This is a genomic window from uncultured Parasphingopyxis sp., assembly GCF_937129435.1.
Taxonomy (GTDB): domain Bacteria; phylum Pseudomonadota; class Alphaproteobacteria; order Sphingomonadales; family Sphingomonadaceae; genus Parasphingopyxis.
Map to the genome: position 1 here is coordinate 1 of NZ_CAKZNF010000048.1, position 22077 is coordinate 22077.

24 protein-coding genes, 1 tRNA gene and 2 pseudogenes are annotated in these 22077 nt (G+C 62.7%); 9 read left to right on the forward strand and 18 right to left on the reverse strand.

Translation table 11 applies throughout. The features are described from left to right. Positions 1 to 2572: DNA-directed RNA polymerase subunit beta (gene rpoB / locus Q0139_RS08590; RefSeq protein ID WP_298020187.1), on the reverse strand; the 2572-nt coding region annotated here is incomplete at its 3' end. A 594-nt stretch (positions 2573 to 3166) separates the two neighbouring features. Between rpoB and Q0139_RS08595 the strand changes: the two genes are divergently transcribed. Further along, positions 3167 to 3958, forward strand: a complete 792-nt coding sequence (locus Q0139_RS08595; protein WP_298020190.1) for a hypothetical protein — start codon at positions 3167 to 3169, stop codon at positions 3956 to 3958. Positions 3959 to 4119: 161 nt separating this feature from the next. On the opposite strand, the gene rplL is transcribed toward Q0139_RS08595, so the two are convergent. Further along, a complete protein-coding gene (rplL, locus tag Q0139_RS08600; protein WP_298020192.1) occupies positions 4120 to 4497 on the reverse strand; it encodes a 50S ribosomal protein L7/L12 in 378 nt (125 codons plus the stop codon). Positions 4498 to 4660: 163 nt separating this feature from the next. Then, positions 4661 to 5176 (reverse strand): 50S ribosomal protein L10, encoded by a 516-nt coding sequence (gene rplJ, locus Q0139_RS08605; RefSeq protein WP_298020195.1) that lies wholly within the window; start codon positions 5174 to 5176, stop codon positions 4661 to 4663. Between the two features lie 346 nt (positions 5177 to 5522). On the opposite strand from rplJ, the gene Q0139_RS08610 reads away from it, so the two are divergent. Then, entirely contained in the window at positions 5523 to 6509 is a 987-nt protein-coding gene (locus Q0139_RS08610; protein ID WP_298020198.1) for an alpha/beta hydrolase, read from the forward strand. Between the two features lie 188 nt (positions 6510 to 6697). On the opposite strand, the gene rplA is transcribed toward Q0139_RS08610, so the two are convergent. From rplA to Q0139_RS08645, 7 genes are all read right to left on the reverse strand, one after another. Continuing rightward, on the reverse strand, positions 6698 to 7396 hold the full coding sequence (gene rplA, locus Q0139_RS08615; protein WP_298020201.1) for a 50S ribosomal protein L1: 699 nt from the start codon (positions 7394 to 7396) through the stop codon (positions 6698 to 6700). Between the two features lie 4 nt (positions 7397 to 7400). Next, positions 7401 to 7832, reverse strand: coding sequence for a 50S ribosomal protein L11 (rplK, locus tag Q0139_RS08620; RefSeq protein WP_298020204.1), 432 nt, complete (start codon positions 7830 to 7832; stop codon positions 7401 to 7403). A 209-nt stretch (positions 7833 to 8041) separates the two neighbouring features. Next, positions 8042 to 8578 carry a transcription termination/antitermination protein NusG gene (gene nusG, locus Q0139_RS08625; protein WP_298020207.1) on the reverse strand — a complete coding sequence of 179 codons (537 nt, stop codon included), beginning with the start codon at positions 8576 to 8578 and terminating at the stop codon, positions 8042 to 8044. Between the two features lie 11 nt (positions 8579 to 8589). Then, complete coding sequence (gene secE, locus Q0139_RS08630; RefSeq protein WP_298020210.1) at positions 8590 to 8802, reverse strand: preprotein translocase subunit SecE; 213 nt, start codon at positions 8800 to 8802, stop codon at positions 8590 to 8592. Positions 8803 to 8937: 135 nt separating this feature from the next. Continuing rightward, positions 8938 to 9013: transfer RNA gene (locus Q0139_RS08635), tRNA-Trp, on the reverse strand. Between the two features lie 63 nt (positions 9014 to 9076). After that, positions 9077 to 11410, reverse strand: a complete 2334-nt coding sequence (locus Q0139_RS08640) for an EAL domain-containing protein (protein WP_298020213.1) — start codon at positions 11408 to 11410, stop codon at positions 9077 to 9079. A 100-nt stretch (positions 11411 to 11510) separates the two neighbouring features. Beyond that, on the reverse strand, positions 11511 to 13244 hold the full coding sequence (locus Q0139_RS08645; protein ID WP_298020216.1) for a fatty acyl-AMP ligase: 1734 nt from the start codon (positions 13242 to 13244) through the stop codon (positions 11511 to 11513). A 126-nt stretch (positions 13245 to 13370) separates the two neighbouring features. On the opposite strand from Q0139_RS08645, the gene Q0139_RS08650 reads away from it, so the two are divergent. The 5 genes and pseudogenes from Q0139_RS08650 to Q0139_RS08670 all read left to right on the forward strand — a co-directional run. Then, a complete protein-coding gene (locus Q0139_RS08650; protein ID WP_298020219.1) occupies positions 13371 to 13922 on the forward strand; it encodes a regulatory protein RecX in 552 nt (183 codons plus the stop codon). A 69-nt stretch (positions 13923 to 13991) separates the two neighbouring features. After that, the gene (locus Q0139_RS08655; RefSeq protein WP_298020221.1) at positions 13992 to 14561 is read left to right on the forward strand and encodes a cold-shock protein; all 570 of its coding nucleotides are present in this window, start codon (positions 13992 to 13994) and stop codon (positions 14559 to 14561) included. A 63-nt stretch (positions 14562 to 14624) separates the two neighbouring features. Further along, positions 14625 to 15005 carry an NADH:ubiquinone oxidoreductase subunit NDUFA12 gene (locus tag Q0139_RS08660; protein ID WP_298020224.1) on the forward strand — a complete coding sequence of 127 codons (381 nt, stop codon included), beginning with the start codon at positions 14625 to 14627 and terminating at the stop codon, positions 15003 to 15005. After that, positions 15005 to 15526 (forward strand): outer membrane lipid asymmetry maintenance protein MlaD, encoded by a 522-nt coding sequence (gene mlaD, locus Q0139_RS08665; RefSeq protein WP_298020227.1) that lies wholly within the window; start codon positions 15005 to 15007, stop codon positions 15524 to 15526. The genes Q0139_RS08660 and mlaD overlap by 1 nt, the downstream gene beginning before the upstream one ends. Positions 15527 to 15723: 197 nt before the next feature. Beyond that, positions 15724 to 15978 (forward strand): annotated as a pseudogene (locus tag Q0139_RS08670) (DUF2155 domain-containing protein); the annotation flags it as partial. Between the two features lie 35 nt (positions 15979 to 16013). Here Q0139_RS08670 and aat read toward each other — a convergent pair. From aat to aroQ, 8 genes are all read right to left on the reverse strand, one after another. Then, positions 16014 to 16736 (reverse strand): leucyl/phenylalanyl-tRNA--protein transferase, encoded by a 723-nt coding sequence (aat, locus tag Q0139_RS08675; RefSeq protein ID WP_298020248.1) that lies wholly within the window; start codon positions 16734 to 16736, stop codon positions 16014 to 16016. A gap of 66 nt (positions 16737 to 16802) precedes the next feature. Beyond that, positions 16803 to 17141 carry a c-type cytochrome gene (locus tag Q0139_RS08680; protein ID WP_298020229.1) on the reverse strand — a complete coding sequence of 113 codons (339 nt, stop codon included), beginning with the start codon at positions 17139 to 17141 and terminating at the stop codon, positions 16803 to 16805. A gap of 138 nt (positions 17142 to 17279) precedes the next feature. Beyond that, on the reverse strand, positions 17280 to 18011 hold the full coding sequence (locus Q0139_RS08685; RefSeq protein WP_298020232.1) for a ParA family protein: 732 nt from the start codon (positions 18009 to 18011) through the stop codon (positions 17280 to 17282). 100 nt (positions 18012 to 18111) lie between these two features. Beyond that, complete coding sequence (gene arsC, locus Q0139_RS08690; protein ID WP_298020251.1) at positions 18112 to 18462, reverse strand: arsenate reductase (glutaredoxin); 351 nt, start codon at positions 18460 to 18462, stop codon at positions 18112 to 18114. A 22-nt stretch (positions 18463 to 18484) separates the two neighbouring features. Next, positions 18485 to 18874, reverse strand: coding sequence for an ACT domain-containing protein (locus Q0139_RS08695; RefSeq protein ID WP_298020234.1), 390 nt, complete (start codon positions 18872 to 18874; stop codon positions 18485 to 18487). A gap of 4 nt (positions 18875 to 18878) precedes the next feature. Further along, entirely contained in the window at positions 18879 to 20243 is a 1365-nt protein-coding gene (accC, locus tag Q0139_RS08700; RefSeq protein ID WP_298020236.1) for an acetyl-CoA carboxylase biotin carboxylase subunit, read from the reverse strand. A 9-nt stretch (positions 20244 to 20252) separates the two neighbouring features. Beyond that, on the reverse strand, positions 20253 to 20723 hold the full coding sequence (gene accB, locus Q0139_RS08705; RefSeq protein ID WP_298020239.1) for an acetyl-CoA carboxylase biotin carboxyl carrier protein: 471 nt from the start codon (positions 20721 to 20723) through the stop codon (positions 20253 to 20255). A gap of 55 nt (positions 20724 to 20778) precedes the next feature. Further along, on the reverse strand, positions 20779 to 21219 hold the full coding sequence (gene aroQ, locus Q0139_RS08710) for a type II 3-dehydroquinate dehydratase (RefSeq protein ID WP_298020242.1): 441 nt from the start codon (positions 21217 to 21219) through the stop codon (positions 20779 to 20781). A gap of 96 nt (positions 21220 to 21315) precedes the next feature. Between aroQ and thiS the strand changes: the two are divergent. Continuing rightward, positions 21316 to 21534 (forward strand): annotated as a pseudogene (gene thiS, locus Q0139_RS08715) (sulfur carrier protein ThiS); the annotation flags it as partial. 9 nt (positions 21535 to 21543) lie between these two features. Continuing rightward, a complete protein-coding gene (locus Q0139_RS08720; protein WP_298020245.1) occupies positions 21544 to 21969 on the forward strand; it encodes a hypothetical protein in 426 nt (141 codons plus the stop codon). The last annotated feature ends 108 nt before the right edge of the window (positions 21970 to 22077 follow it).

Here is a 22077-nt window from a genome sequence, read left to right on the forward strand (position 1 = left end):
CGGGCCCGAGCTTGGTGTCGCGCGCCATGACTTCGAATTCCTCGATATGGATCGAGGTGAAGACGTCGTCCTTCACGATGCGTTCGGAAATGAGGATCGAGTCCTCGTAATTATAGCCGTTCCACGGCATGAACGCGACGAGCGAGTTCTTGCCGAGCGCCAGCTCGCCATATTCGGTCGACGGGCCGTCGGCGAGCACATCGCCTTCCTCGACCGTGTCGCCAACCTTCACCAGCGGACGCTGGTTGATGCAGGTGTTCTGGTTCGAGCGCTGGAACTTCATCAGCGTGTAGATGTCGACGCCGCTTTCATTGGCTTCGACCGCGCCGGACGCCCGGATCACAATACGCGTCGCATCGACCTGGTCGACGATACCGCCGCGACGGGCGACGACGGCGGCGCCGGAATCGCGGGCGACTGTCGCTTCCATGCCGGTGCCGACGAGCGGCGCTTCGGCCTTCACCAGCGGAACGGCCTGACGCTGCATGTTCGAGCCCATCAGGGCGCGGTTGGCGTCATCGTTTTCCAGGAACGGGATCAGCGAGGCAGCGACCGAAACGAGCTGCTTCGGCGACACGTCCATCAGGGTGATCTGGTCGCGCTGCGCCATCAGGAACTCGCCGCCTTCGCGCGAAGACACGATTTCCTCGACAAAGGCGCCGTCCTTGTCGAGCTCGGCATTGGCCTGCGCGACCGTATGCTTCTGCTCTTCCATGGCGGAGAGATAGACGACCTCGTCGGTCACCTTGCCGTCGACGACCTTGCGGTACGGCGTCTCGATGAAGCCGTATTTGTTGACGCGGCTGAAGCTCGCGAGCGAGTTGATCAGGCCGATATTCGGGCCTTCCGGCGTCTCGATCGGGCAGATGCGGCCATAATGCGTCGGGTGAACGTCGCGAACTTCGAAGCCAGCACGCTCGCGGGTAAGACCGCCGGGCCCGAGCGCCGACACGCGGCGCTTGTGGGTGACTTCGGAGAGCGGGTTGGTCTGGTCCATGAACTGCGAGAGCTGGCTGGAACCGAAGAACTCGCGCACCGCAGCCACGGCGGGTTTCGCGTTGATCAGGTCGTTCGGCATCACCGTCGACACATCGACCGAGCTCATCCGTTCCTTCACGGCGCGCTCCATGCGGAGCAGGCCAACGCGATACTGGTTCTCGAGCAGCTCGCCGACCGAGCGGACGCGGCGGTTGGCGAGGTTGTCGACATCGTCGACTTCACCCTTGCCGTCCTTCAGGTCGACCAGTTCCTTGACGACCGCGAGGATGTCTTCCTTGCGGAGTGTCGTCAGGTCTTCCGGTGCATCGAGTTCGAGGCGCATGTTGAGCTTCCAGCGGCCGACGCCCGACAGGTCGTAGCGCTCGCCGTCGAAGAACAGGCCTTCGAACAGTGCATCGGCGGTTTCGCGCGTCGGCGGCTCGCCCGGGCGCATGACGCGATAGATATCGGCCAGCGCCTGATCGGTATCCTCGGCCTTGTCGGCCTTCAGCGTGTTGCGGATCCACGGACCGGTATTGATGTGATCGATGTCGAGAAGCTCGATATCGGTGATCTTCGCCTGGTCGAGCTTTTCGAGATTTTCCTCGGTGATCTCGTCACCGGCTTCGACATAGATCTCGCCGGTCTTCTCGTTGATCAGATCCCAGGCGCTGTAGCGGCCGAAAATCTCTTCGGTCGGAATCAGCAGCGCCTTCAGGCCGTCCTTTTCCGCCTTCATCGCGGTGCGCGGCGTAATCTTCTGGCCGGCGGGGAAGACGACCTCGCCCGACTTGGAATCGGCGATGTCGAAGGCCGGCTTCTGACCGCGCCAGTTATCGGCAACGAACGGGATTTCCCAGCCGTCCTTGGCGCGTTTGAAGCTGACGATGTCGTAGAAGTGATGCAGGATCTCTTCGCTGTTGAGGCCCAGCGCGTGAAGCAGCGCCGTCACCGGCAGCTTGCGCTTCCTATCGATGCGGACGTTGACGATGTCTTTGGCGTCGAATTCGAAATCGAGCCACGAACCGCGATAGGGGATCACGCGCGCGGCGAAGAGATATTTGCCGCTCGCATGCGTCTTGCCGCGGTCATGGTCGAACAGCACGCCCGGCGAACGGTGCATCTGCGAGACGATGACGCGCTCGGTGCCGTTGATGAGAAAGGTGCCGTTGTCGGTCATCAACGGCATGTCGCCCATATAGACGTCCTGCTCCTTGATATCGAGAACGGAGCGGGTGTCGGTGTCTTGGTCGACCTCGAAGACGATCAGGCGAAGCGTGACGCGCATCGGAGCGGCATAGGTGATGCCGCGCTGACGGCATTCCTCGGTGTCGTATTTCGGCGGTTCGAGCTCGTAATCGACGAAATCCAGTTCGGCCGTGCCGGCGAAGTCGCGGATCGGGAAGACGCCGCGCAGCGTCTTTTCGAGACCCGACACATAGCCGATCGATGGATCGGAGCGCAGGAACTGTTCGTAGGATTCCCGCTGAACCTCGATCAGGTTCGGCATCTGAATGACTTCGTGGATGTCGCCGAAAATCTTGCGGATGCGCTTGCTGCGCGCCTGCGGAGCGGATTTCGCTTTGGTCGCCATGAAAAAATTGCCTCGGTTCTGGTTCGAAGGACACTCGAATTCGCGGGCGCCGATACGACAAAAAGCCGCAAGATCGCCTCCTTCGAATCGAGGGATCTGCAGCTTTCAGCGTTATCGTGGTCCGAAACCGTCCATTCCTGTGAGGCGGCGCGCAACCTCGCCCCATTGCTCGATCGGTTTCGGTGTTGGAGGCGATATAGGAACAGAGACAGCCAACGTCAATCGTGCGTGCACACGGATGCCGGGATGGTTGATGTGACCCCGTATTTTACATGAACGCCAGATGAACAAAGTCGCTTTGCCGAAGCGACCAATCGACTCATCGTGGATTTGGGCACCTGCATGCCCCCATTTTCCGAATGGGCCGTTGGGGCCATCGCTATGACAAAAAAGCCATCCCCCACCCGCCCCGCGATAGCGGCTATTGCAGCCTCGATCGCGGTCCTTTCCACCCCCGCAATCGCGCAGCAAACTACGCCTGCTCTGGCACCGGCTATGCAGCCGGCGCCGACCGTGGCTCCGCCGGCGCTGCCGGCGAATGCTGCGCCGACGCCGCGGACACCTGCCCCTGCGCCGGTGACGATACGAGCGCCGGTGACGGCCGCAGCGCCCAATCTGACCTTGCCCGACGTCGATGTGGAAGCGGCGCAGGCCAGCAGCGAAAACGCGGCGCCGGCATCTTCGGCCGTCACGGCCAACCGGCAGGTACGCCAGGCCGCTGCTCAGCCCCGTCAAACGCGTTCGGCCCCGGCCACCGCATCGGATACTCCCGGCGCGGCGATCGCCTCTGCCGTTAGTCCGGCCGAAACCGAAAGAGCGCAGCCCGATACCGAGACGCTCGCCGACGCCGAGCCGCTTTTGACCGACGAATCGATCGCACCTGCCACGATCGAGCAGGCCTCGGCGAATGAGGGTGACGACGATGCGCTCGTGCTGGCCGCCCTTGCCGGTATTCTGGGCCTGGGTGCGATCGGCGGCGGTATCGCGCTGAGCCGCCGCCGTCGCGACGGTGCCACAGTCGCGCCCGAGCCGGTCGACTTCGAGCCGGAAGGCGCGGTCGCGCCGCGGTCCGAGCCTGTGCGCACGACGTCTGCGGTTGGCGCTACGGCCGCTGCGCCAGCGCCGCGCCGCGCCAGTTCGGATGCCATGCGTGAGCGTCTGGGCATCACGCCGATGCCGGCGAAATATGCCGCGACCGATCGTCCCATCGGCTATTATGAATCGATGGTCGATGAAGGCCCGACGCCGGAAAACCCGTTCCTGACGCGCCGTAAGCGTCTTGTCCGGGCGCGGTTCCTCGACAAGCAGGTTGCCAGGAATGCCGAGCAACGTCGCTCGAGCCGGGCGACGCCCGAGCTTCGGACACGCGAGCTGGAGCCTGCCTGATCCCGCAGGTTTCGGGTCGCAAAGGAAAGGGCGGTTGCCATGCGGTGGCCGCCCTTTTTCTATCCGCGCGAACGGTCAAGCGCGCCGCCCGATGCGGTTTGCCAAAGAAAAAGGGCGGCCCGTCGCCGGACCGCCCTTGATCGTTTCGGAGAAATCCGAAGTTACTTGAGTTCGACGGTACCGCCGGCCTCTTCGATCTTCTTCTTGATCTCTTCGGCTTCGTCCTTGGAAGCACCTTCCTTGATCGGCTTGGGCGCGCCCTCGACGAGAGCCTTGGCGTCGCCGAGGCCCAGGCCGGTGATGGCGCGGACTTCCTTGATGACCTGGATCTTCTTGCCGCCGTCGCCGGTGAGGATGACGTCGAATTCGTCCTTTTCCTCGGCAGCGGCTTCACCGCCGCCACCGCCGGCGGCCGGAGCAGCCGCAACCGCAGCCGCGGCCGAAACGCCCCATTTGTCTTCCAGCATCGTGGCGAGCTCGGCCGCTTCGAGAACGGTCAGCTCGGACAGGCTGTCTACGAGTTTCTCAAGATCTGCCATTTCTTACTTCCTTCGTTTTGATCGCGTCACCCTGAACTTGTTTCAGGGTCCATATGCCTTTGCGTTTGCGCTCTTGCCGCAACGTTCCGGCTTAATGGATGCTGAAACGAGTTCAGCATGACGGTTGGTGTATTGGTTTCAGTTCAACTCATGCTTTCGAAAATCAGGCGTCCTCGGTCGCACCCTTGGCCGCGAAAACGCGGGCGAGCTTCGATGCCGGGGCGTTCGCGAGCTGGGCCAGCTTCGTGGCGGGCGCGTTGACGAGCCCCACGATCTTGGCGCGCAGTTCGTCGAGCGACGGCAGTTCGGCAAGCGCCTTAACCTTCGCAACGTCGAGCACATCCTCGCCCATGCTGCCGCCGACGATCTCGAGACGATCATTGGCTTTCGCAAATTCCGCGACGACCTTGGTGGCCGCGACCGGGTCTTCCGACCAGGCCAAAGCGGTCGGCCCGACGAGCATCTCTTCGATGCCGGCATAGGGCGTATCCGCGATCGCAAGCTTGGCGAGCCTGTTCTTCGCAACTTTGAAACCGGCACCGGCCTCGCGCATCTTCGCCCGCAGGTCGCTCGATTCGGCGACGGACAGGCCGAGATTGCGGGTCACGACGACCACGCCCACCTCGTTGAAGGTGCGGTTGAGTTCGGCAACCGACTCCTGCTTCTGAGTTCGATTCATATCTCACTCCTCAACATGGCCAGCGCGCACGGTTCCCCGCACACGAAAGGCCGCTCTTCAAAATGTCCGTGGGGTCGGTCGCCTGCGCGTCGGGCCGTAAAGGCTCGGGGGCAGACCGGAAAGCCGCATCGCACGCGCCGTTCCGCAAAAAACTTTCCCCGTCTTGGTTGGAAATTAAGATGGCCGGAATGCCATCACCAACTGTCTCGGACGGTCACCGGCGCGCCTGGGCGAACCGGAAGTGGGGCCTCTAGCGGATCGGGCGCGAAAGTCAACGCATCGCGGCGGGTTGCCAGCGCCGCTCGACTGTTGGACGGTTGCGTCGGTCAATATCACGGAGGCGCAATTGGACCAGCATTTCGAACAGATCGAAACCAACGGTATCACGCTGCGCGTCGCGACGGCGGGGCCGGAAGAGGGACCGCTCGTCGTCCTCGCTCACGGCTTTCCGGAAAGCTGGTTCAGCTGGCGCCATCAGTTGGGGCCGCTCGCCGATGCGGGATACCGCGTCGCGGCGCCCGATATGCGCGGCTATGGCGGATCGGACCGGCCCGATCCGATCGAGGCCTATTCGCTGGCCGAAATGGCACGGGACATGGCGGGTCTTGCCGCGGCGCTGCAGCCTGCGCGACCGGCCGTCATCGTCGGGCATGACTGGGGCGCGCCGATCGCCTGGCAGTCGGCGTTGCGGCACCCCGATCGTTTCAGGGCGGTGGCGGGATTGTCCGTGCCCTATAGGCTGCCCGGGCCGAAATCGCCGCTCGAGTTGACGAAGGAAGCGTTCATCGATCGCGGCATGTTCTTCTACCTCCACTATTTTCAGGAGCCCGGCGTCGCCGAGGAGGAGCTGGAGGGCGATGTCAGAGCCGCGATCCGAACGATGTATTATGGTTGGTCGGGGGACGCGCCGAAGGGATATTGGCACAACAAGCGGCCGCCTTCGTCGAAACTGTTCGAGGGGATCGACGCGCCGCCCGACACCATGCCCGACTGGCTACCGCCGGAAGCGGAGAACTATTATGTCGCCGAGTTCGAACGAGCCGGCTTTTCCGGCGCGCTCAACCGCTATCGCAATTTCGAGCGCGACCAGGCCGACATGCTGGCGATGGACGACCCGGTCATCAAACAACCGTCATTGTTCATTGCCGGAACGAAGGATCCGGCGCTCGTGACGACGCCCGAGGCAACCGTGAAGGCGCTCGACGAAGCGCTCGCCGATCTGCGCGGAGCACATTTCATCGACGGCGTAGGGCACTGGACGCAGCAGGAAGCGCCCGACGAGGTAACGGGATTACTGCTCGATTGGCTCTGTCAGATCGCGCCTACCACCTGATTGCCAGGCAGCGCCTTTGCGAGCGCAGCGAAGCAATCCAGAGCCACATAGGTCAACCCTCCTGGCCCTGGATTGCCGCGTCGCCTTTGGCTCCTCGCAATGACGATCCGCGCAGACTGACGAGATCCAAAAAGGGGCCGGAAGCGATTGCTCCCGACCCCCTAATTTTTTTGCGATAATCTTGCGGCCTAGACGCCTTCGACGTCCGCCGTATCGATCTTGACGCCCGGGCCCATGGTCGAGCTGATGGCGATCTTGCGGACATATTTGCCCTTGGCTCCGCTCGGCCTGGCCTTGACGATCGCATCGACGAACGCGTCGAAATTCTTGCGAAGGTCGGCGTCCGAGAAGCTCGCCTTGCCGATCGAGCTATGGATGATCCCGGCCTTTTCGGCGCGGAATTCGACCTGGCCGCCCTTGGCGTCCTTGACCGCCTGGCCGACATCCATGGTCACCGTGCCGAGCTTCGGGTTCGGCATGAGGCCCTTCGGACCCAGCACCTTGCCGAGACGGCCGACGACACCCATCATGTCCGGCGTCGCGATCACGCGGTCGTAGTTGAGGTCGCCATTCTGCATGGCTTCCATCAGATCGTCCGCACCGACGGTGTCGGCGCCGGCTTCTTTCGCTTCGTCCGCCTTCGCATCCTTGGCGAAAACGGCGACGCGCATCTCCTTGCCCGTGCCCGAGGGCAGGTTGACGACGCCGCGCACGACCTGATCGGCGTGACGCGGATCGACGCCGAGGTTCATCGCGATCTCGATCGACTCGTCGAACTTCGAGGTCGCGTTTTCCTTGACGAGCTTCAGCGCCTCTTCGGCGGTGTAGAATTTCTCGCGGTCGACTTTTTCCAGACGCTCTTTGCGCTTCTTGGTCATCGTGTTCATCGGATTAGCCCTCCACCACTTCGAGGCCCATCGAAACGGCGGAGCCTTCGATGATGCGCGTTGCGGCGTCGATATCGTTCGCGTTCAGATCGGCCATCTTGGTCTCTGCGATTTCCGAAAGCTGCGAACGCGTGATCTTGCCGATGAAGCCGCTGCCGGTCGTGCCCGAGCCTTTTTTCAGCTTTGCAGCCTTCTTGATCAGGTAGCTCGCCGGCGGCGTCTTCGTGATGAAGCTGAAGCTGCGATCGGCATAGACGGTGATCTTGGTCGGGATCGGGGCGCCTTGCTCCATGCCCTGCGTTTCGGCGTTGAACGCCTTGCAGAAGTCCATGATGTTGACGCCGCGCTGGCCCAATGCGGGCCCCAAGGGCGGGGAGGGGTTGGCCTGACCCGCAGGGACCTGCAGGTTGATATAGCCATCGATTTTCTTTGCCATATTTCCTTCTCACTCTGTTGCAAGTTTAGCGGTCCTTGCGGCCCCGAGGGGCCTCCCGCAGAAACTTCCTTCTCCCTTCAAGGGAGAAGGATACGAAGCCTTGGCAGCTTGCTGCCTAGGCACAGTTGGATGAGGGTGTTTCCGGGCCCTCACCCTCCCACCGCTTCGCGGCGGGCTCCTCCCTCTCCCTGAACGGAAGAGGGTAAAATCTATTTGATCAACTCGACCTGTTCGAATTCCAGTTCGACCGGCGTCGCGCGGCCGAAGATCGAGACCGACACCTTGACGCGCGCCTTTTCGAAATCGAGTTCCTCGACGGCACCGCTGAAGCTGGCGAACGGGCCGTCCAGCACCTTGACCTGATCGCCGATCTCGTAATCGACGTCGATCCGCTGCTTGGGCTGCGATGCGGCTTCTTCCTTGGTGTTGAGGATGCGCGCGGCCTCGGCCTCGCTGATCGGCTGCGGCTTGCCGCTCGATCCGAGAAAGCCCGTCACCTTCGGCGTGTTCTTGACAAGGTGATAGACGTCGTCGGTCATGTTGAGCTTGGCGAGGACGTAGCCGGGGAAGAATTTCCGCTCGGTCTGCACCTTTTTGCCGCGCTTGACCTCGGTGACCTCTTCGGTCGGAACCTCCACCTCTTCGACGAGCTGTTCGAGCCCCATGCGCGTCGCCTCGGCCATGATCGCGTCACGGACCTTGTTCTCGAAGCCCGAATAGGCGTGAATGATGTACCAGCGCGACATGCGTATAAATCCTAGCTGACGAGACCGATCAGGAAATCGACAATCATCCGGAAGAACGAATCGACGCCGATGAAGAAGATGGCGAGCACCGTCGTCATGATCATCACCATGATCGCGGTCTGGATCGTCTCCTGGCGGGTGGGCCAGACGACCTTGGAGGTTTCCGCTCGGACCTGCCGTGCGAATTCCGGTATCTTTGCAATCCAGCCGATCGGCGATGCCATGATCGTTCCCTCTTAAAACAGCAATAGAAGCCCATGGCCGCCTATCCGGTTTTCCCGCCGGAGCAACCACGAACCTCACTTATCTCGGACCTGAAGGCCGCCCATTCAAGGCACACGGGCCAAATCAGGGTCGGATGGCAGGAGTGGAGGGGCTCGAACCCACGACCCTCGGTTTTGGAGACCGATGCTCTACCAGCTGAGCTACACTCCTCCGGTTCCGAGATGCGCGCGTTTAGCCGCGCCCTCGCGATGATGCAAGAGGGCAGGGCCGCGATCAGGCGACCGCGCTGGCGAGGTCCTCACGAACCAGATGCATGACATCTTCGGCCGACATCGGCCGGTCGAGAAAATAGCCCTGAACCTGGCTACAGCCGAGCGATTTGGCGAGATCGAACTGCGCTTCGTTCTCGACCCCCTCGGCGATGGTGGCGATGTTCAGGCTGTTCGCCATCGCGACGACGGCCTTGAAGACGGCGATGCTGGCCTCGCATTCTTCCTGCGCATTGCGGATGAAACTGTTGTCGATCTTGATCGAACTGAAGCGCGCGTCGCCGATATAGCGCAGCGTCGAGTGGCCGGTGCCGAAATCGTCGAGCGCGACCGTGATTCCGATCGCGTTGAGTTGGGCGAAGGTCTCCAGCGCCATCTCGTTGCCGCTGCGGAGCACGGCCTCTGTGGTTTCGACCTCGAGACGATGCGGCGCGAGCCCGGCCTGCGTCACCGCCGAGACGATGACGGTCGCGAGATTGGGGTTGCGCAGCTGGACTTCGGACAGGTTGATCGCAAGCCGGTAGTTTTCCGGCCAGTTCGCAGCGTCGACACAGGCCTGACGGAAGACCCATTCGCCGATCGGGTCGATCAGCCGCGTTTCCTCCGCGATCGGGAGGAACACCGCAGGCGGCACCGATCCGAGCGCATCGCTTTTCCAGCGCAGCAGTGCTTCGAAGCCGCTGATTTCGCGGTCCGAAAGGGTGATGACCGGCTGATAGGCGAGATACAGTTCTCCGCGTTCGATCGCGCCGCGCAGGGAGTTCTCGATCTGGCGCCGTTCGTCTGCCTTGCGCGAAAAGGACGGTTCGTAGCGGACATGGACGCCGCGGCCGCCCTCCTTGGCGCGATAAAGCGCAAGGTCGGCATGGCGCAGCAGCGCCGGGGCGGAGCGGCCATCCTTCGGGCAGATCGCCGATCCGATGCTCGCGCCGATATGCAGGCTCTGATCGTCGATCTGATAGGGCTGGGAAATTACGCGAATGATGCGTTCCGCGCGAGAATCGACCTCGTCGCCCGAACCGGTATGGGCGATGACGACCGCGAATTCGTCGCCGCCGAGCCGGCCGGCGACATCGCCGTCCTTCATGAGGCTCTGCAGGCGGGAGGCGACCTGTTCGAGCAGTTTGTCGCCGACGGGGTGACCCAGCGTGTCGTTGATGACCTTGAAGCGGTCGAGATCGATCATCAGGAAGGCGCTCGACGAGCCCTCTTTCAGCGAATGGGCGATCCGGTTCTGGAGGAGATCATTGGTATAGGCGCGGTTCGGCAGGCCGGTCAGGGCATCGTAATGCGCCATGTGGTGCGTGCGCCGCTCGGTTTTCCGCCGCTCGGTGATGTCGGCGAAAACGCCGCGATAGCTTGTAATCCGTCCTTCGGTATCGATGCGCGGCGAGCCGGAAATCTGCCACCAGCGTTCTTCCCCCTTGCGCATATAGCGGATCGGAATGTCGCTGAAGGTCCGGCCACGCTGGATCAGGTCGAGGAGATTTCTGACCCGGTCGTCAATCTCTTCATGCTGCCATCGCGGTCCAGCCAGCAACTCGAGAAGGGGCATGCCGGTCAGCTGCGCCGCCTCAATGCCGGATGCTTCGGAAAAGCGCGGAGAGGGGTGCTGGATGCATTTGCGCGCGTCGATCTGCCAGATCCAGTCGCTCTGATCGGTCTGCGAGTCGCGCAGCAGCAGGCTCAGCATCTTTTCCTTTTCGTCGAGTTTGATCCGGTCGCGAAGCTGTTCGAGGGCGGCGCGCCCGTTGATCAGGATGCCGTAGGAAAGACAGATGGCATAGCCGCCCGCAACACCGGCGATCCCGACCTGTCCGCTCTGCGCGAACATGAAGGCGAGTGCGGCGCCGACAATGCCGGTGATCGCCAGTCCGCCAAGCGGCAGCGTTGTCAGCGAAACGGCCGATGCACTCATGACGACGAGCGCGACGGCACCGAGCATGATCGCGTCTTCGACGCCGCCATAGGGAGCGAAAAAGAGGAGGGGGAGGGTCCAGAAAAGCGCGGTCGCAACGCTGTTGAAGATGGCGCGGTGGTGATCCTTGAGGCTGGCCTCGCCGCGCCGGTTCAGATTCTTGTGACGGGCTTTACCCACCGAGATCGACAGCAGCCCGAGGATCACAGCCCAGCCCGCCAGCAACGGGGTGGGCACGCGGCCGATGAACCACCAGATGACAAGGCCGGCAATCAATCCCAGCGCTATCATCGGGACGGCGGAACGGCGGCTGAGCTCGCGCAACTGCTCGGCGCGCACGAGCGTCGCGCTTCCGTCGCGAAAATCGCGCAAGCCGAGTATTTCGGGCCAGCCGATCGGGCCCGATGCGCCGTGCATCATCACTTTCCCCTCAGAGATGCGGAATATATCTCCGGGGGGTTAGCGATTTCCTGCCTTTATCGGTTAACAGAGCCCTATCCGCGATCCGGTACGGCTGAAATCAGGCCGCTATATCATATGGCTGGATTTCGCCGGACAGATAGAGATTGCGGGCTTTGGCGCGGCTGAGCTTGCCCGAACTCGTGCGCGGGAGCGTCCGCGGCGGAACGAGTTCGACGACGCATTGCATCCCGGTGATCGCGCGAACCTTTTCCCGGATCAGGCCGTGAAGTTTTGACCGTTCGTTAACGTCGGAGGTGCGGCACTGCACCAGAACGGCCGGTTCTTCCTCGCCATTGGCCGAAGTTATGGAAAAGGCAGCGATGTCGCCGGATTTGAACCCGGGCAGCTGCTCGACCGCCCATTCGATATCCTGCGGCCAGTGATTCTTGCCGTTGATGATGATCATGTCCTTGGCGCGGCCGACGATGTAGAGATATTCGTCGGAGAGATATCCCATGTCGCCAGTATCCAGCCAGCCGTCGACAAGGCAGGCATCGGTGGCTTCCTGGTCCCGGAAATAACCGTCCATGACGGCGGGGCTTTGCACCCAGACCTTGCCGATCTGCTTGTCGCCCAGAATTGAACCGTCCTCGCCGCGTATCTCGATCCGCGTGTCGCGAACCGCCTTGCCGCAATTGACGACAGCGCGATATCGTGGAGGCTGGTCGTTGTGGGCCACGGGGGCACCGGCCAGTTCGGCTTCCTCGACCAGCTCGACCACCAGCCCTTCACCCGCCGGCATCAGCGTCACCGCAAGCGTCGCTTCGGCCAGGCCATAGCTCGGGACGAAGCATTTCGGATCGAATCCGGCATCGGAAAAGGCGTCGGTAAAGGCCTGCATCACATCGGGCCGGATCATGTCCGCGCCATTGCCCGCGAGCCGCCAGCGCGACAAATCGAACCGCCCGGCGACATCGCTCTGGCTGCCGATACGGCGGGCACAGATGTCGTAACCGAAGGTCGGCGAATAGCTGCACGACGTGCCCGGATTGCGGCTGATCAGGTCGAGCCAGGCGAGCGGGCGCCGTGCAAAATCGGCGGTCTTCAGATAATCGGTCGAAACCTGGTTCGCGACCATCGAGAGCATGCAGCCGACCAGCCCCATGTCATGGTAGAAGGGCAGCCAGGATATGCAACGGTCCTCCTGTCCGATCAGCATGCCGTCGGCGTGCGAACCGAGATTGTGGAGTAGCGATTTGTGGCTGACCATCACGCCATGCGGAAACCGCGTAGAACCGCTGGAATATTGCAGATAGGCGATGTCGTTGGTGTCCGCCTGCGGCAGTTCGGTTTCCGGGTCGTCGCGCATCGCGAACTCGTCCCACCCTTCGCCTTCGACCGAACAGGCCTCGGCCGCCGCTTCGCACAGTTCGGCGATCTCGTCGGGATAGATGAGCAGTTTCGGATCGGAGCTGTTCAGCTGAACCGCCAGCTGGTCGACATATCCCTCCTTGCCGCCGAACGAGGTCGGCAACGGCAGCGGCACGGGCAGCGCGCCGGCATAGACGGCACCGAAGAAGAGCGCGCAGAATTGCGGCTCGGTGTCGGCGATCAGGGCGATCCGGTCTCCCGGTTCGATGCCATGAGCGATCAGCCTGCGCGCCGCGGCGAGCGCGTCTTCGCGCAGTTCGCGAAAGGGATAGGCGCGGATGAGCTTGCCGCGTGCATCGTGGAAGTTGAATCCGCGTTGCCCACGCGCCGCATAGTCGAGCGCCTCGCCGGTCGTGGCGAAGTCCGCGAACCGTCGCGGGAGATCGTCGTGAATGGGTGTCGGTGTGAGCTCTTCGGCCATCGGCTGATTTCCCGCCTTTTTACGCACTCTGGTCGTTGATTGCGCGCAATCTGCGAAAGCGCAGGTGGCGCGAGGATTCCTGTATCCTGACTAGCCGATGCGCCGCGTTCAAATTCCGGCCCGACTATGGCACAAAGATGGCGAGTGAATCGCCGGAAAGACCGCAAGCCGCGTCCGCCGCTGGACGAAGAGAGCCTGAGGGAGCTGGGACTGACCTATGTCGGCCGGTATGCAACGACTCGCGCCAAGCTGTCGCGCTATCTTCATCGCAAGATTTACGAACGCGGATGGGATGGCGAGGGCGAACCGCCGGTCGAGGCGTTGGCCGAGCGTTTTACCGAGCTCGGCTATATCGACGACGCCGCATTCGCCGAAAGCCGCGCGCGTTCGCTCGGAAATCGCGGCTACGGTCCCAGACGCGTCAAGGAGGCGCTCTGGGGAGCCGGGATCGAGGAGGAGGATGGGTTCGAGGCAATAATAGCCGCCGAATCAAAGGCATGGAACGCGGCGGAGATATTCGCGCGCAAGCGCCGCATCGGTCCCTATGCGCGGGAAGAGCTGGATTTGGCTCGCAAACGCAAGGCGATGGCCGCCATGCTGCGCGCCGGGCACGATATCGCCATCGTCCGCCGCTTTGTCGATGCCGAGCCGGGTGAGGTTCCCGAACCACCCGACTGACCCGCTTCGCGCACGGAAATTTCGACATTTGCGTGAATCGTGATACATCCGACGCATAGGGGGTAGTCGATGAGTAGCGAGAGTAACCTCGCGGCATATGATGTTGCCGACGATGTGGCGGATGCCCCGGATCACGAATCCGGGCCTGCGGTTTCGGGTATCGTCAAATGGTTTGACGGTGCGCGCGGCTATGGCTTTCTTGTGCCCGATGACGGTGGCGGCGACATCCTGATCCATTTTTCGGTGTTGCGCGAACATGGCGCGCGGAACCTTCCGGACGGCGCCAGGGTCGAATGCGAATGCGTGGAGCGCGAGAGGGGGCGGCAGGCCAGCCGCATCCTCGCGATCGACATATCGGTAGCCGGGCAAAATTCGAACGGGCACCATTCCCCCGACGCTGCGAACGACGAGATGCTCGCGGAGGCGGGCGATTTCCTGCCTGTCACGGTAAAATGGTTCAACCGGGTCAAGGGCTATGGCTTCCTGCTCGCCGACGACTGCGAACGCGATATCTTCGTCCATATGGAAACGGTAAGACGGTCGGGCTTTTCCGAGATCGAAACCGGCGAGGCGCTGCGCGCACGGATTTCCGAGGGAGAAAAGGGGCCGCTGGCGGTTGTAATAGCAGCCCGCGAATAAGGCCGCTTCCGCCGCGAGAACAGTTGGCTGTCCGGCGAAAGGTCGCTACAGGCCTTCACTGTCATGGGAATCTTCAAGAGCATTTTTACCTGGTGGGACGGTGCCACGATCGGCACCGCCTTCTATTCGATGCGCAAGGGCCGCAAGGTCGGCGAGGACGCGTTCGGCAATCGCTACTATGAGAGCAAGAAGGGCCCGCGTCGCCGCTGGGTGATCTATTCCGGCAGTAACGATGCGAGCAATGTGCCCGCCGAATGGCATGGCTGGCTGCACCAGACGGTCGAGGAAGCACCCGACGCTTCCGGGATTCCCGTGCGGCAATGGGAAGCACCCTATGTCGCCAATCGCACCGGCACCGGCGAGGCTTACCTGCCGGCCGGCGCGCTCCAAAAGGCCGCGCCGCGTGCGCGCGCCAGCGGCGATTACGAAGCCTGGAGCCCCTGATGTCGACCGTGCGCACCCATCTTGTCGAGGCGGCGGTCGGACTGGCCGTGGTCGTGGCTGCGGTCCTGCTGCTGCTCTTCTTTCTCGGCCGCACCGGCGCGGGTGCGGGCGACGACGCGATCGAGGTAACGGCGATCTTTCCCAATGTCGGGGGCATCGATGTCGGTACGGACGTGCGCGTCGCCGGCATGACGATCGGCGAAGTGACCGACATCTCGCTCGATACCGAAATGTACCAGGCCGAAGTCCGCATGGCGCTCGACAGCTCGGCCGGGCTGCCCAATGACAGCAGCGCGGCGATTACCAGCGAAGGGCTTTTGGGCGGCAGCTATATTTCGTTGTTGCCCGGCGGCTCGACCGACGCATTTGCCGATGGCGACGTTATTCTCGATACCCAGGGCGCGATCGATATGACTGGTCTGATCGGTTCGATGATCAACGACAGTGGCAGCAGCGGTGGTGATCCCGGCGGCACGATGGCCGAAGATGACGGTTTCGACACCATGTCCGAAGACTTTTAGGAGGCCGACGAACCGTGAGACTGATGCTTGCGGCGGCCGGGCTCGTTTTGCTGGCGGGATGCGGAACCGGCGGAGACGCCCCCGATCCGGAAGCGCCGCCGGACGACCTCGCGCTCGACGATGACAGCGATGCGCTTGAGATCGAGGATGTCGAGGAAGTCGGGCCGCTGACGACTTCGATGGAAGGCGTGACGCCGATGAGCGAGCGCGTCGCCGTGCTCGGCCTGCTCAACAAACGCAACGGATTGTCGCGCGAATTGCGGCTACGGCCCGGCGAATCGACGCGGGTCGGCAATGTTCTGGTACGCCTGCGCGCCTGCGAAACCACGGCGCCGTGGGAGCCGCAGCAGCTGACCGGCGCGTTCGTCCAGTTGCTTGTGCGCGTTCAGGATCCGCGCAACCCGGATGCCGAGGATCGCTGGCAGCGTGTCTTTTCCGGCTGGCTCTACAAGGAGCGCCCCGCGCTCAATGTCGTCGAGCACCGCCTTTACGACGTCTGGCCCAAGGCTTGCGAGATGACATGGCCGGGCAGCGCGCCGTCGGAATCGGCTCCTTCGGAGTCCTCGAGCGCGCCGAGATCGGCGCCGGCTGCGAACAACGCCCCCGCGCCGGCCGAGCCGGAATCGGCGCCCGAAGAACCTAGCGCGGAATCGAGCAACGAGGTATAATCGTCGCGCGAAATCTCGATCGCGCCGAGCGATGCGAGATGATCGGTCATGAACTGGCAATCGAGCAGGACGAAGCCGCCCGCCATCATCCGCGCGACGAGATGCGCCAGCGCGACCTTCGAAGCGTTGGATTCGCGGCTGAACATGCTCTCGCCAAAAAATGCCCGGCCGAGCCGTACCCCGTAAAGGCCGCCGACCAGGTCGCTTCCCCGCCAGCATTCGATCGAATGGGCATAGCCGCGCCGGTGCAGATCGCCATAAGCAGCCTCGATCGACGGGTTGATCCAGGTATCGGGGCGTTCGGGGCGGCTTTCCGCGCAGGCGGCGAGCGTTGCGGCGAAATCCTTGTCGCGCGTCACCCTGAACCGGTCCGACCGGACAAACTTGCGGAGCGAGCGTGACAGGTGAAACCCGTCCAGAGGGAGGATCGCGCGCTTTTTCGGTTCGACCCAGTAGACGTCCTCGGCGCCCCGGCTGTCGGCCATCGGAAAAACGCCGACCGAATAGGCGCGCAGGAGCAGCGAGGGGTCTAGCGTTGTCACCATGCCAGAATAGCCGCGCGTCGATCGCGCGTCATCCACCGTATGATCGCGACTGTGCAGTCCGATCTAATCGTCGGCGCGAAGCACCTCGAAATAGGCAAGAAGTTTGTCGATATTTTCGTCTTCGAACACGAAGATCGGCATTCCGGCGGTATGGCCGATCTGAATGCCGGTCCTCAGCGAACCCGCCATCATCGGCGCGGGCAATTGATGTGCCGCGCGGCGAAGGCTGGGCGCATCGGGATTGGGCGATTCGCCGCCTTCCAGCGCGTGGCAACCGGCGCAATGTGCCGCGGCAAAGGCGCGGCCCTCGGCGGCGCTGCCCGTCAGCGTATCGGCGCCCCGGTCCGTCACGCAGGCTGCACTGAGCAGCGGGACAGCGAGAATGAGCAGATGCTTGATCACAGAAACGCTCCCTTCCGTCAGCGCTGTCTAACGCCACAATTGCGACGAATACAACCAGTCTCGCTCGATGGAGGGCGCGGGTAACCGCATTCGGAATAGGCGCCTGGTCAACGACGAAACACGACGAGCAGACTGGCCCTAAAGCTTGGCGATCCGCTTTTCGATGCCGCGCCACAGTCTCTCGAACGCCTGAGCGGCGGGACTGCGCGGCGCGAACTCGCCAAGCGGCTCGCGCCGGTCGGCCATCTGTTCGACGACGCTGGCATAGGGGATGGCCGGCCAGTCGGGATTCTCGTCGAGCGCAGCGCCGTGCAGGTTGCGGCGGCGATCGACCATCATATGCACGGGCAGGATCGCCGTCCGGCCCTTGTGATGTTGCTCGATATGGCGCGCGACTTCGTTGAAGGCCCGGCGGGACAGCGGGGAGGGGATGACCGGCACGATGACGATATCGGCGGCACGGATGATCTGGTCGCTGGTCTCTGTCAGCCCGGGCGGACAGTCGATGATGATCCGGTCATATTCCGATGACACGGTCGAAATGATCTTGGCGAGCCGCTTCTTCTTGCCGATCGAGCGGAAGAGCCCGTCGAGGCCGCGCAGCGAGCGGTCCGCGACGAGAAGGTCGAGCCGGTCGATGCCGGTCGAGCGGATCAGCTTGCCAGCTTTGACTTCCTCCTCGTACACCGCATCGGCGAGACGCTTGGGGCGCTTTCCCAGCTTGATGAGGAAGGTCGAGGCGGCTTGCGCGTCGAGATCCCAAAGCAGGGTCCGGCGCGAGGACAGGGTGGCGGCGCACCAGGCGAGGTTCACCGCCAGCGATGTCTTCCCCACGCCGCCCTTCAGGCTGTAGATCGCAATGGTGCACATATGCGCCGAATTAGCGCCTGTGTCGCGGCAAGCCAATCGGCGCGCCGGGCAAGGCTTCTCGATTTGGGACGCCCGGCGTTTGCCGTGGCAAAAACCGCTGCTAGATCAGTTCCTTGACGAGATCCTGCGGACGGCAGAGGCGCACGCCTTTTTCGGTCTCCACGATCGGCCGGTTGATCAGGATCGGATTCTTCACCATCGCATCGAGGATCGCATCGTCGCTGACATCGGGATCGGTGAGGCCCAGCTCCTTCGCCAGCGGTTCCTTGGCGCGCAGCCCGTCGCGCGGTGTCATATCAGCCCGCTTGTAGAGTTCCGCCAGCTTCTTCTTCGTCGGCGGTTCCTTCAGATATTCGATGACGCGGACGGCGATGGCAGGCGCCTTTTCCAGAATCTCCAGCGTCTTGCGCGACGTGCCGCACCGGGGGTTGTGGTAGATGATGGCCTGCATCGGAAGCGTCACTCCTGAATCGTCAAAGGTTGCGAAGAACGTCCATCGCCTCGTCGCGCCGGTCCCAGGGGACGAAGACGTGATCGTGATGATAGGCGGCTACTATATTGGAACTGATCTCCTTTTCGGCAAGCGCCGTCGCGATCGCGGCCGACAGCCCTACCGATTCGAGCGCGCTATTAGCGCCGATCGTGATTTTTGCCCAGCCCGATTGATGCGGGATATCGAGACCCTTGAGCAGCTCGGCGAGAGCGATGACGCTGGCGCCTTCGGCTTCGGCAAAGGTCGCCACCGGGACGAGGCCCTGCGGCCAGCCCTGACCGATCGGGATCGTCGCGAAGCCATGCTCCTCCTCGGCGAGCATGGGTTGGAGACCGCCCTCGGGGACGCCGGTTTGTTTGCCCGTCGTCATGAAATCAGTCCGTCGGCTTTTCCGCTGCCCGCTTGGCGAGCCATTCCTCGAGCCATTTGATCGTATAGTCGCCGGCGCGGAATTCGGGATCGTCGACCAGCGCCTGGTGCAGCGGGATTGTCGTCTGGACGCCCTCGATCACCATCTCTTCGAGCGCGCGCCGGAGCCGCATGATGCAGCGTTCCCGGTTGCTCCCGAAGACGATCAGTTTCGCGATCATCGAATCATAATAGGGCGGGATCGAATAGCCCGAATACAATCCGCTATCGACGCGGACATGCATTCCGCCCGCGGGGTGATAATTGGTGACCTTGCCCGGCGAGGGGGCGAAGGTTTCGGGGTGTTCGGCGTTGATCCGGCACTCGATGGCATGGCCGCGGAAGGAAATGTCCTCCTGCCGTACCGATAGCGGTTCGCCGGCGGCGATCTGAATCTGCTCGCGGACGAGGTCGACCCCCGTGATCATCTCGGTGATCGGGTGCTCGACCTGCAGCCGCGTGTTCATTTCGATGAAGTAGAAGCCGCCATCCTCGTAGAGGAACTCGATCGTACCGGCACCACGATAGCCCATATCGGCCATCGCCTTGGCGCAGATATCGCCCATGCGGGTCCGCTCCTCGGGCGTGATCGTCGGGCCGGGGGCTTCCTCGAGCACCTTCTGATGGCGGCGCTGCAGCGAACAGTCGCGCTCGCCCAGATGGATCGCATTGCCCTTGCCGTCGCCGAAGATCTGAAACTCGATATGGCGCGGATTGCCAAGATATTTTTCCAGGTAAACGGTATCGTCGCCGAACGCCGATTTGGCTTCGGATCCGGCCTGTCTCATCAGCGTTTCGAGCTTGTCGGCACTCGGCACGACCTTCATGCCGCGCCCACCGCCGCCCGATGCCGCCTTCACGATCAGCGGATATCCGATTTCGGCGGCAATCTTCTGCGCTTCGCCGATGTCGCGGACCGCGCCGTCCGAGCCGGGGACGAGCGGCAGGCCGAGCGCGCCGGCCGTTTTCTTCGCTTCGACCTTGTCGCCCATCACACGGATATGTTCGGGCTTGGGGCCGATCCAGATGATCTCGTGATCCTCGACGATCGAGGCGAACTTCTCGTTCTCGGAAAGGAAACCATAGCCCGGATGGATCGCGTCGGCGCCGCTGATCTCGGCGGCCGAAATGATGTTCGGGATGTTCAGATAGCTTTCGGTCGCGGACGGCGGTCCGATGCAGACGGCCTCGTCGGCGAGGATCACATGCTTCGCCTGCGCATCGGCGGTCGAGTGCACGGCCACCGTCTTAATGCCCATTTCATGGCACGCGCGATGGATGCGAAGCGCGATCTCGCCGCGATTGGCAATCAGGACCTTTTCGATAGCCATGCGGACCGCCTATTCGACGGCGACGAGCGGCTGATCGAATTCGACCGGTTCGCCGTTCTCCACGAGGATCGCCGTGACCTTGCCCGATTTCGGCGCCGGGATCTGGTTCATCACCTTCATCGCCTCGATGATCAGCAATGTATCGCCCTCGGAAACGCTGTCGCCGACCTTGATGAAGGGGTCGGCGCCCGGTTCGGCGGCAAGATAGGCTGTGCCGACCATCGGTGACTTGATCGCGCCGGGATGATCGGCAGCGGGTTCGGCGGCAGGCGCGGATGCCGGAGCCAAAGGTGCGGGCGCAGGCGCGGCCACCGGAGCGGCAACGGCGCCGCCCAGCGTCCGGGCCACGCGGACGCGGCGTCCATTGTCCTCGACCTCGATTTCGGAAAGCTTGGTATCGTCGAGCAGCTCGGCAAGCTGCCGGATCAAATCGGTATCGACCTGCATGGCGCCGTTATCGTCGCCGGTGTCGTCGGTCATTGCGTACCCCTGTATAACAATGCGGCACGAGGCCGCCTCAAGCGCCCGCTCTTACTCAAAGCGCTAGGGCCGCGTCCAGCGCCAGCAGATAGGATTGTGCGCCGAAACCCGAAATCGTGCCCTTCGCGGCCATGCCGACAAGGCTTTGATGGCGGAATTCCTCGCGCGCATGCGGATTGGAGAGGTGAACCTCGATGACCGGCACCGAAATCGCCTTGATCGCATCATGCAGCGCCACCGAGGTATGCGTGAAACCGGCGGCATTGAGCAGCACGGCCTTCGCCCCGTCCGCCTGCGCCTCGTGCAGCCAGTCGATCAGATGACCTTCATGATTGGATTGCCGCACCTCGACCTCGGCATGGGACGCGATCGCCGCGTCTTCGATCCGCCCGGCAATCTCGTCGAGCGTCTCGCTGCCATAGATGTCCGGCTCGCGCGTGCCGAGCAGGTTCAGATTGGGCCCGTTGAGGACGTAGATCAGCACTTTGTCCGCCATATGCGAAAAGCCTCTGGTTGCGGCATGCGGGGGCCGCCACCTATATGCGGCTGCGAAGACAAAGCAAATCATCCAGTAGCGAGCACGGACGGGCAGATGGCGGACGACGGCACGATTTCGATCAGGGTCAATGGCGAGCACCGGCGCGTGCACCGCGGCCTGACGATCGCGCAGCTGGCAAGCGAGGAGCTCGGCCTCGACCCGGCCAAGCTTGCCGTGGAACGCAATCTGGAGGTCGTGCCGCGGTCGACGCACGACAGCGTCGAGGTGCAGGACGGTGACGAGCTCGAGATCGTGCATTTCGTGGGCGGGGGTTAGGCAGCTTTGGCGATCTGGCGGGGCCTCCTTTCTTTCCTGCTGCTCGCTCTTGGCGGTGGTTACGCGATTGCCCTGCTGGTAATGGAAAATTGCACTCAGGCTGCAGCGGACTCGTTATCCTTTGGCTGGGCGGTTCTGGCTTCCAATATTGTTGGCTTCTTCCTGCTCAGGCGAGAATATTCGACAGCTGATATTCTGTCAGTGGCGCTTCTGCCGATGGTTGCGGCGGTCTGGTACAGCTGGTTTGCAGTCAGTTTTGCTGCAGCGTGGCTTACATCGGATGTCTCGTCTTGTGAGGCGCTGACCGGTCTGCCCTTCGAAGCCGACGGACGCGAAGCAATGCACGTAACGATTTGGATAGGCGTCGCACTATCGTTCTGGCTGTGTTTAGCCTACGCGATCCTGCGCGCCAGAGGAATCAATGGAAGATGACTGTGAACGCAAGGGCAAACATTAATGTCGCAAACGATAACTGGACCGTGGCGGGGCAGCCCTCCCGCTCGCGCCTGATCGTCGGCACGGGCAAGTACAAGGATTTCG

What these genes read in the sequence shown, in the direction of transcription:
- accC (WP_298020236.1), bottom strand. Translation starts at nt 20,243, where the DNA reads ATGGCTATCGAAAAGGTCCTGATTGCCAATCGCGGCGAGATCGCGCTT.
- Q0139_RS08645 (WP_298020216.1), bottom strand. Translation starts at nt 13,244, where the DNA reads ATGGCCGAAGAGCTCACACCGACACCCATTCACGACGATCTCCCGCGA.
- rplJ (WP_298020195.1), bottom strand. Translation starts at nt 5,176, where the DNA reads ATGAATCGAACTCAGAAGCAGGAGTCGGTTGCCGAACTCAACCGCACC.
- mlaD (WP_298020227.1), top strand. Translation starts at nt 15,005, where the DNA reads ATGTCGACCGTGCGCACCCATCTTGTCGAGGCGGCGGTCGGACTGGCC.
- rplA (WP_298020201.1), bottom strand. Translation starts at nt 7,396, where the DNA reads ATGAACACGATGACCAAGAAGCGCAAAGAGCGTCTGGAAAAAGTCGAC.
- Q0139_RS08655 (WP_298020221.1), top strand. Translation starts at nt 13,992, where the DNA reads ATGAGTAGCGAGAGTAACCTCGCGGCATATGATGTTGCCGACGATGTG.
- Q0139_RS08650 (WP_298020219.1), top strand. Translation starts at nt 13,371, where the DNA reads ATGGCACAAAGATGGCGAGTGAATCGCCGGAAAGACCGCAAGCCGCGT.
- Q0139_RS08685 (WP_298020232.1), bottom strand. Translation starts at nt 18,011, where the DNA reads ATGTGCACCATTGCGATCTACAGCCTGAAGGGCGGCGTGGGGAAGACA.
- Q0139_RS08660 (WP_298020224.1), top strand. Translation starts at nt 14,625, where the DNA reads ATGGGAATCTTCAAGAGCATTTTTACCTGGTGGGACGGTGCCACGATC.
- rplK (WP_298020204.1), bottom strand. Translation starts at nt 7,832, where the DNA reads ATGGCAAAGAAAATCGATGGCTATATCAACCTGCAGGTCCCTGCGGGT.
- arsC (WP_298020251.1), bottom strand. Translation starts at nt 18,462, where the DNA reads ATGCAGGCCATCATCTACCACAACCCCCGGTGCGGCACGTCGCGCAAG.
- Q0139_RS08640 (WP_298020213.1), bottom strand. Translation starts at nt 11,410, where the DNA reads ATGATGCACGGCGCATCGGGCCCGATCGGCTGGCCCGAAATACTCGGC.
- secE (WP_298020210.1), bottom strand. Translation starts at nt 8,802, where the DNA reads ATGGCATCGCCGATCGGCTGGATTGCAAAGATACCGGAATTCGCACGG.
- nusG (WP_298020207.1), bottom strand. Translation starts at nt 8,578, where the DNA reads ATGTCGCGCTGGTACATCATTCACGCCTATTCGGGCTTCGAGAACAAG.
- accB (WP_298020239.1), bottom strand. Translation starts at nt 20,723, where the DNA reads ATGACCGACGACACCGGCGACGATAACGGCGCCATGCAGGTCGATACC.
- aroQ (WP_298020242.1), bottom strand. Translation starts at nt 21,219, where the DNA reads ATGGCGGACAAAGTGCTGATCTACGTCCTCAACGGGCCCAATCTGAAC.
- Q0139_RS08695 (WP_298020234.1), bottom strand. Translation starts at nt 18,874, where the DNA reads ATGACGACGGGCAAACAAACCGGCGTCCCCGAGGGCGGTCTCCAACCC.
- rplL (WP_298020192.1), bottom strand. Translation starts at nt 4,497, where the DNA reads ATGGCAGATCTTGAGAAACTCGTAGACAGCCTGTCCGAGCTGACCGTT.